Source organism: Microbacterium sp. IO18 (genome assembly GCF_049099505.1).
In the GTDB taxonomy this organism is placed as follows: domain Bacteria; phylum Actinomycetota; class Actinomycetes; order Actinomycetales; family Microbacteriaceae; genus Microbacterium; species Microbacterium aurugineum.
In genome coordinates this window covers 629,073-635,540 of record NZ_JBMJAF010000002.1, presented here as the reverse complement: position 1 = coordinate 635,540, position 6,468 = coordinate 629,073, and the positions used below count along the sequence as shown (strand labels likewise).

Here is a 6,468-nt window from a genome sequence, read left to right as displayed (position 1 = left end):
GCCCCCCCCCCCCGCCGGTGCGCGCGAACGCGGGGGTCAGCCGATGGCCACCGCGATCTCGTTCGGGGTGTGGTCGAGCTCGACCGAGGCGACGATCTCCCCGGTGGTGAGGTCCACGGCGTGCACACTGTTCGCGGCGGGCTCGGTGATGTACGCGATGTCGCCGTCGACCTTGATCGCCGGGTGCGCGTCCTGCCACTGGGCCGGACCCTCCCACGCCTCGATCACGGGGTAGGACTCGGTGAGCTCGCCCGTCTCGGGGTCGAGGACGTGGATCTGCCCGTCGGTCGACAGGATGTAAGCGAGGTCGCCGGGGCCGCGTGCGATGTCGCGGAAGGTGTACTGCACCTCGGCAGGCAGCTCGACGACATCGAGGGTCTCGGCGGCGGTGTCGATCAGCGTGACGGCATTCAGCAGGTAGCCCTCCGCGTCCGGGTCGTTCTTGTAGTCGCCGACGACGATCGGGCTGGTCTCCGAGACGAAGGCGTTGCCCATGCGGCCGTACGCGTCCGGTGCCGCGAGCTTCGTGAAGGCCTCGTCCTTGAACAGCAGCGCACCGTTCTCGCAACCGAAGATCACGGCTTCCTCGGCCGCGGTGCCTTCCCCGTGGATGCCGGGGCACTCGGCGTTGACGGCGGCCTCGTCCCAGTGGTCGTCGTGTGCGTGCAAGGCCTTGGCCCCGGTGCGCGACGTCTCGTCGCCGACCGTGGTGAGCAGCGCACCGTCCTCGAGCACGATCGAGACACCGTGGTGCGGGGCATCGGCGGTGTACGTCGTGGTCTCGGGAAGAGCGTCGTAGCCGTCGGCGAAGCCGTCGGTCGGCACGATCGTGGTCGTTCCGGTGCCGTCGTCGAAGAGCACGGTGTCCTCGCCGTGGATGACGACGTGCCCGGCCGCGGTCGCCTCGAACAGTGCGTCGGTCAGGGCGGGCTCGGCGGTGTCGAGCATCTGGAACCCTGCGGAGGTGGTGACGGCGATGGTGCGGCCGTCGCCGAACGGGTTCAGGCGCGTGAACTCCTCGGTCTCGAACTCGTCGACGACCTCGAGCGTCTCGGGGTCGAGCACCGCGATCCCTCCGGGGTACGAGATCGCGACGCGTCCCATCTCGCTCGCGGTGGTGCCTGACTTCTCGTCCGTGGGCGCGGTGTCGCCTGCTCCGCCCGCACCGCCGGCGCAGGCGGTGGCGAGCAGCGAGACGCCTGCCAGCGCCGCGACAGCGGCACTCATCCTCATGTGTCGCTTCATTGTGTTTCCTCTCGTATCGGGCCCCGGTCGGGGTCCATTCATGGGGTCAGCCCGTCGGCGATGCGGTCCGTGTTGGCGCGCATCATCGTCAGGTAGGTGTCGGCGCCCTCGCCGGGCTCGGTGAGGGACTCGGTGAACAGCTCGATGACCTCGACCTGGACGTCGGCCTCGGCGGCCAGCACCTGGATGAGTCGGTCCGGCTGCGAGGATTCGGCGAAGATCGTGCGCACTCCTGCCTCGTCGATCGCATCGGTGAGATCGCGCAGGTCGGCAGCGCTCGGCGCGGCGAGGGTCGTGCCCCCGGGGATCACGGCGCCGATGAGGCGGAAGTCGAAGCGGTCCGCGAGGTAGCCGAAGACGTGGTGGTTCGTCACGAGTGCTCTTCGTTCCACGGGGATCGCGGCGAAGGCGGCCGACATCTCCTCGTCGAGCTCGGCGAGTTCGCCGCGATACGTCTCGGCATTGCTGCGGACCTGCGCGACGTCGATCCCGTCCACTTCGGCCAGCGCTTCCTCCACCGCGTCCACGACATCGACCATGCGCGCCGGATCGGTCCAGAAATGCGGATCGTCCGCCCCGTTCGCGTCTTCGGAGCTGTAGGGCAGGACGTCGATCACGTCGCCGGCCACGACCGTCGGGACTCCCGCGGCAGCGGTGCGATCGATGTGCTGCTGGAGCCCCTCCTCGAGGCCCAGTCCGTTCGTCACGAGCAGGTCGGCGCCATCCATCCGTGCGGCCTCCTGGGCGGAGATCTCGAACGAGTGCGGGTCCGCGTTCGGTTTCATCAGGATGGTGACCTGGGCTGCATCGCCGGTGAGGTTCTCGACGACGTCGCCGAGGATGTTCGTGGTGACCACGATCTGCGGTCGATCCGATGCCGCCGTGCCGGTGCACCCCGCGAGGCCGGCAAGGACCACGGTCGTCGCGATCAGCAGGGAGGACGCACGCAGCGGCCTCATCGCCCGACCTCCGCGACGAATGCGGGAGCCGTGGGCGTCTCGAGGGAACGAGCGACGCGGGCGGCATCGGCGTAGTCGACCTCGTATACGACGCCGGCGGCCGGGTCGCTGACGTAGGCCCGCTGCTCGTCGACGGTGAGCGAGGAAGCGGCGCCGCCGTCGGCGAGCAGAGGATCAGTGGCGCCGACGAGTGCGCCGTCGTCGGCGAGATGCACGACGATCCGCCCGTCGATGTCGATGGCGACCACATGCCCCTCGGCGTCGTCCACGGCGACCACGTGCGTCAGCGGACGTTCGGTGGGCACCAGGGCCCAGGTGCGCGCCCGGGAGTCGAGCAGCCAGAGGCCGGTCGTCCCCGCGACGGCGGCGACCGTCGGACGACCCTTCCGGCCGTCGAACGACAGGGCGCGCTCGACGGCGCCTGACGGGTAGGGGATGCGCTCGACGGTGAGGCCCGCGTCCTGCCAGGCCGTCAGGACCGCACCGTCTGCGCAGCCGACGACGAGTCCGACGCGGGTGGTGATCGCTCCCGAGGGGTCGGCGCAGTCGACCGGGGACTCCGCGGGCTCGCCGTCGCTGTCGTGATAGATGAGCGTGTCGTCGACGGCCACGAGTGCGCCCTCTCCGATCGGGGCGACCAGGCCGGTGTCCGCGTTCACCTCGATGCGGAACAGCTCATCGAGCCGTCCTTCGGAGAGTGCCTTGTTGTCGAGCAGCACCGCCTCGCGGCTGCCGCCGAAGAACACGCCGGTGGCCCCGGCCGTCGACAGCGGGCCCGTCACGACGGTGGCGACGCCCTCGCCGGCGACCGTGCCCAGAAGTGCGGGCTCGGCGAGGTAGTAGTGGAAGTGGTCGCCGTGATCCCAGCTCCATCGGCCCGAGTCGATCACCTCCACGCCCTCTTCCGTGGTCACGAACCCGTAGCGTCCATCGCTCGCGAGCGCCGACGGGGCTGCCGTGCGGTCGAGGGTGGTCGCTTCCTCGGTCCGCAGGTCGAGCACGGCCGCGTTCCCCGCGGCATCGATGGACAGCAGACCCAGAGGCGGCTCGGCGACCTCCTCGGCGCCGGCGATCGCGCCGTGGCCGTCTCCGGACGCCGGGGTCGCGGGCGGTGAGCTCTCCGGAGCAGAGGCGCACGCACTGAGCGCGACGATCGTCAGGGCGGCGGGGAGGAGCCGGAGGGGGCGGGGAATCATCGGGTCCTTTCGGGGAGCGCGACGGCAGGAGCATCGGGCGATGCGGGTCGCGAGGATGCGGATTCGGGGTGCTCGACGGGATGGTGCCGACGAACGGCGCGGGTCAGAAGCGAACGTGCGGCTGCGGAGAGAGCGGCCAGCAGCACGGCCGCGGCGGCGATCGAGGCCCCCGCGGCCACCGCGAAGTGCCAGGAGGCGAAGAGCCCGATCAGGACGGCTGCGGCGCCCACGAGGGAGGCCCCGAGCATGGTCGTGGGGATCCGCGTCGTCCACGCCCGGGCGGCGACGGCGGGGGCGAGGAGCAGACCGACGACGAGGAGCGTGCCCACGGCCTGGAAAGACGCGACGACGGCGAGCGTCACGAGGGCGACGAGCACCACGTGCGCGAGCTGGGGGCGCAACCCGAGCGTGCGGGCGATGCGCGGATCGAAGGCCGTCGCCACGAAGGAGCGATGGAATGCGGACGCGACACCGACCGTGACGACGGCGGCGACGAGGAGCATCGCGATGTCGTCGGGGCGGATGGCGAGGATGTCGCCGAACAGCAGAGCGGTCGCGTCCGTGGCGAAGCTGCGGGAGTGGGAGACGATGATCACGCCGAGCGAGAGCATGGCGACGAACAGCAGACCGATGCTCGTGTCGTACGAGAGCCGCCCCCGTCGCTGAAGGAGGCCGATCGCGGCGCTCATGGCGGCAGCGCTCAGAGCCGCGCCGAGCAGGACCGGGGCGCCGACCACGGTGGCGAGCGCGACGCCGGGCAGCATTCCGTGGCCGATCGCCTCGCCGAGGAAAGCCATGCCGCGGATCACGACCCACGTGCCCACGACCCCGCAGATCACGGCCACGAGCATTCCGCCGCACAGGGCACGGACGAAGAACTCCACGGCGAACGGTTCGAGCAGGAAGGGCACGAGAGGAGACTCTATATGAGAATGAGAATGATTATCAATTGCTAGGCTGAGGCTGTGAATGAGAGCTCTGCGCTGTCCGCGCGTGACGTGTGCTTCGGGTACTTCGACGATGACGTGCTGCACTCCGTCACGGTCGATGTCCATTCCGGGGAGGTCGTCGCGCTGGCCGGGCACAACGGGTCGGGCAAGTCGACACTGATCGAGATCCTCGCCGGTGTGAAGGTCCCCCGGCGGGGTGCGGTGCGCCGCCGGGGGACCCTCGCCCTCGTCGTGCAGCGTCCTGCCGTGCCGGATGCATTGCCCGTGTCGGCGGCGGATGTGGTGCGCATCGGGACGTGGAAGCGCGGGCGACGCCCGTCCCGTGTCGCCGCGCGTCGAGCGGTGGAGCGGGCTCTCGATCGTGTCGGCATGTCGGAGCTCGCGGGCCGCCCGTTGGCGGAGTTGTCCGGCGGGCAGCGGCAGCGGGTGTTCCTCGCGCAGGGGATCGTGTGTCAGCCCGACGTCCTGCTGCTGGACGAAGCGGCTGCCGGTCTCGATCGCGAGAGTGCTGCCCGGATGCAGGAGATCCTTCGGGAGGAAGCCGCTCGCGGCGTCGCGGTGTGCACCATCACCCACGACGACGCTGCCGTGCTCGCCGCCGACCGTGTCATCCGGCTGGAGCGCGGGCGAGTGGTCTGAGCGGACTACTCCGTCTTCGCGCGCAGGCGCCTCTCGAGGTCCGCGAGGCTGGTGGCGTGGATGTCGAACCGCTCGCCCGGGGAAGGGGGTTCGGCGTCGGGCCGAGGCACGTAGGCCGTGCGCATGCCTGCATCCCGCGCCGCTCTGAGGTCCCACGCGTGGGCCGCGACCATGAACGGGGGACGACCGCTCGCCGGGACGCTCGCCATCGCCAGCTCGTACATCTCCGCGGCCGGCTTGTAGGTGCCGGCGTCCTCCGCCGAGAGCAGCTGATGCCAGCGGAAACCTGCATGGACGCTCAAGCCGGTCAGTACCCGACGACTCGCGTTCGACAATCCCACGACGGTGGCGACCTCGGCGAGGGAGCGCAGACCCGCGGCGGAGTCCTCCCAGGGCGGGCTGAAAGCGGAGGCGCCGACGAGCGCGGGGACGGCTGTGACGGGAAGGACGCTTCGGGAGGCGAGCCGCTCCAGCACTTCGGCGTCGAGCTGGTCGCTGGTCGCGAACACGCGTTCACCGCGGACGATGGCCCGTTCCTGTTCGGCCACCCCGCTCAGCCATTCGTCGACGATCGCGGTCGTCTCCTCGCGGTCGAGGCCGGTCGTCGCCTCCACTCGGCCTCGGAGACCTTCCGCCTGATTCACCAGAGTGCCCAATACGTCGAACACGGCCACGACGCGCTCCGGCGCCACTTCACGGGATCCGTCGGTCATGCAGAAGTGAACACGTCCGGAGCGCGGACTGTTCCGCCGCGCTCCAGCGAGACACTATATAGTGATCTATATAAGAGTCGAGAACAGAGGAGGCACCATGGCCGTCACATCCATCGACATCGACCCCGACGAGCTGATGCAGGCCAAGCAGCTCGCCGGCACGACCTCCAACCGGGAGACCGTGGATCTCGCGTTGCGCACGCTGATCGCCGTGCGCCGTCAGCCCGCCGCCGTGGAGCGCATCATCGGGCGCCACTTCGATGACGATCAGATCGATGCACCCACCATCACGCCGACCGCTGCCGTGTCGCGAGACAAGCGCTCGGCGCGGTGACCACCTATCTCGTCGACAACAGCATTTGGCAGAAGGCGGGCAAGAGCACGACGATCGCGGACCGACTACGGTCTCTCTCACCGAACAACCTCATCATCACCTGCCCGCCACAGGTTCTCGAGTACTGCCACTCAGCGCGCAGCGCCGAAGAGTATGCGGAGCTGCGCCGCGACATGGAGGGGTTGCTTCCCGCATGGGAGCATCCCCCCGAGCAGGATGTCCTCGATATCCAGCAGGCACTGTGGAAGAGGGGGCTCGTGCGCGCCGCAGCAGTGTTCGACTGTCTCATCGCCGCGTACGCCGTCGCCAACGACGCCGTCATCCTCAACTCCGACCATGACTTCGGATACATCGAGCTGGCGACCGAAGGCAAAGTCCGCCAGGTGTACGTGGAGGGCTGACCCCGCGGCGGACGCCGGGGCGGGGTGCATG

8 protein-coding genes are annotated in these 6,468 nt (G+C 69.7%); 3 read left to right on the top strand and 5 right to left on the bottom strand.

The features are described from left to right. Window positions 1–36: 36 nt before the first annotated feature. Genes aztD through aztB form a run of 4 tightly spaced genes read right to left on the bottom strand, consistent with a single transcriptional unit; the run spans window position 37 to window position 4,311 of the window. Window positions 37–1,233, bottom strand: coding sequence for a zinc metallochaperone AztD (gene aztD, locus ACLF6J_RS14805; RefSeq protein ID WP_134352206.1), 1,197 nt, complete (start codon window positions 1,231–1,233; stop codon window positions 37–39). A gap of 50 nt (window positions 1,234–1,283) precedes the next feature. Next, window positions 1,284–2,204 carry a zinc ABC transporter substrate-binding protein AztC gene (gene aztC / locus ACLF6J_RS14800; RefSeq protein ID WP_134352205.1) on the bottom strand — a complete coding sequence of 307 codons (921 nt, stop codon included), beginning with the start codon at window positions 2,202–2,204 and terminating at the stop codon, window positions 1,284–1,286. Then, complete coding sequence (locus ACLF6J_RS14795; protein ID WP_134352204.1) at window positions 2,201–3,400, bottom strand: ABC transporter; 1,200 nt, start codon at window positions 3,398–3,400, stop codon at window positions 2,201–2,203. The genes aztC and ACLF6J_RS14795 overlap by 4 nt, the downstream gene beginning before the upstream one ends. Continuing rightward, window positions 3,397–4,311, bottom strand: a complete 915-nt coding sequence (gene aztB, locus ACLF6J_RS14790; RefSeq protein WP_134352203.1) for a zinc ABC transporter permease AztB — start codon at window positions 4,309–4,311, stop codon at window positions 3,397–3,399. Before aztB ends, ACLF6J_RS14795 begins: the two co-directional genes overlap by 4 nt. Window positions 4,312–4,365: 54 nt before the next feature. On the opposite strand from aztB, the gene ACLF6J_RS14785 reads away from it, so the two are divergent. Further along, window positions 4,366–4,989: a metal ABC transporter ATP-binding protein gene (locus ACLF6J_RS14785; protein ID WP_134352202.1), complete on the top strand. Its 624-nt coding sequence runs from the start codon at window positions 4,366–4,368 to the stop codon at window positions 4,987–4,989. 5 nt (window positions 4,990–4,994) lie between these two features. Here ACLF6J_RS14785 and ACLF6J_RS14780 read toward each other — a convergent pair whose 3' ends face one another. Continuing rightward, window positions 4,995–5,702 carry an HAD-IA family hydrolase gene (locus ACLF6J_RS14780; protein WP_134352201.1) on the bottom strand — a complete coding sequence of 236 codons (708 nt, stop codon included), beginning with the start codon at window positions 5,700–5,702 and terminating at the stop codon, window positions 4,995–4,997. A gap of 97 nt (window positions 5,703–5,799) precedes the next feature. Between ACLF6J_RS14780 and ACLF6J_RS14775 the strand changes: the two genes are divergently transcribed. Both ACLF6J_RS14775 and ACLF6J_RS14770 read left to right on the top strand, forming a co-directional pair. After that, window positions 5,800–6,036, top strand: coding sequence for a type II toxin-antitoxin system VapB family antitoxin (locus ACLF6J_RS14775; RefSeq protein WP_052193466.1), 237 nt, complete (start codon window positions 5,800–5,802; stop codon window positions 6,034–6,036). Further along, a complete protein-coding gene (locus ACLF6J_RS14770) occupies window positions 6,033–6,437 on the top strand; it encodes a PIN domain-containing protein (protein WP_134352200.1) in 405 nt (134 codons plus the stop codon). The genes ACLF6J_RS14775 and ACLF6J_RS14770 overlap by 4 nt, the downstream gene beginning before the upstream one ends. Window positions 6,438–6,468: the final 31 nt, after the last annotated feature.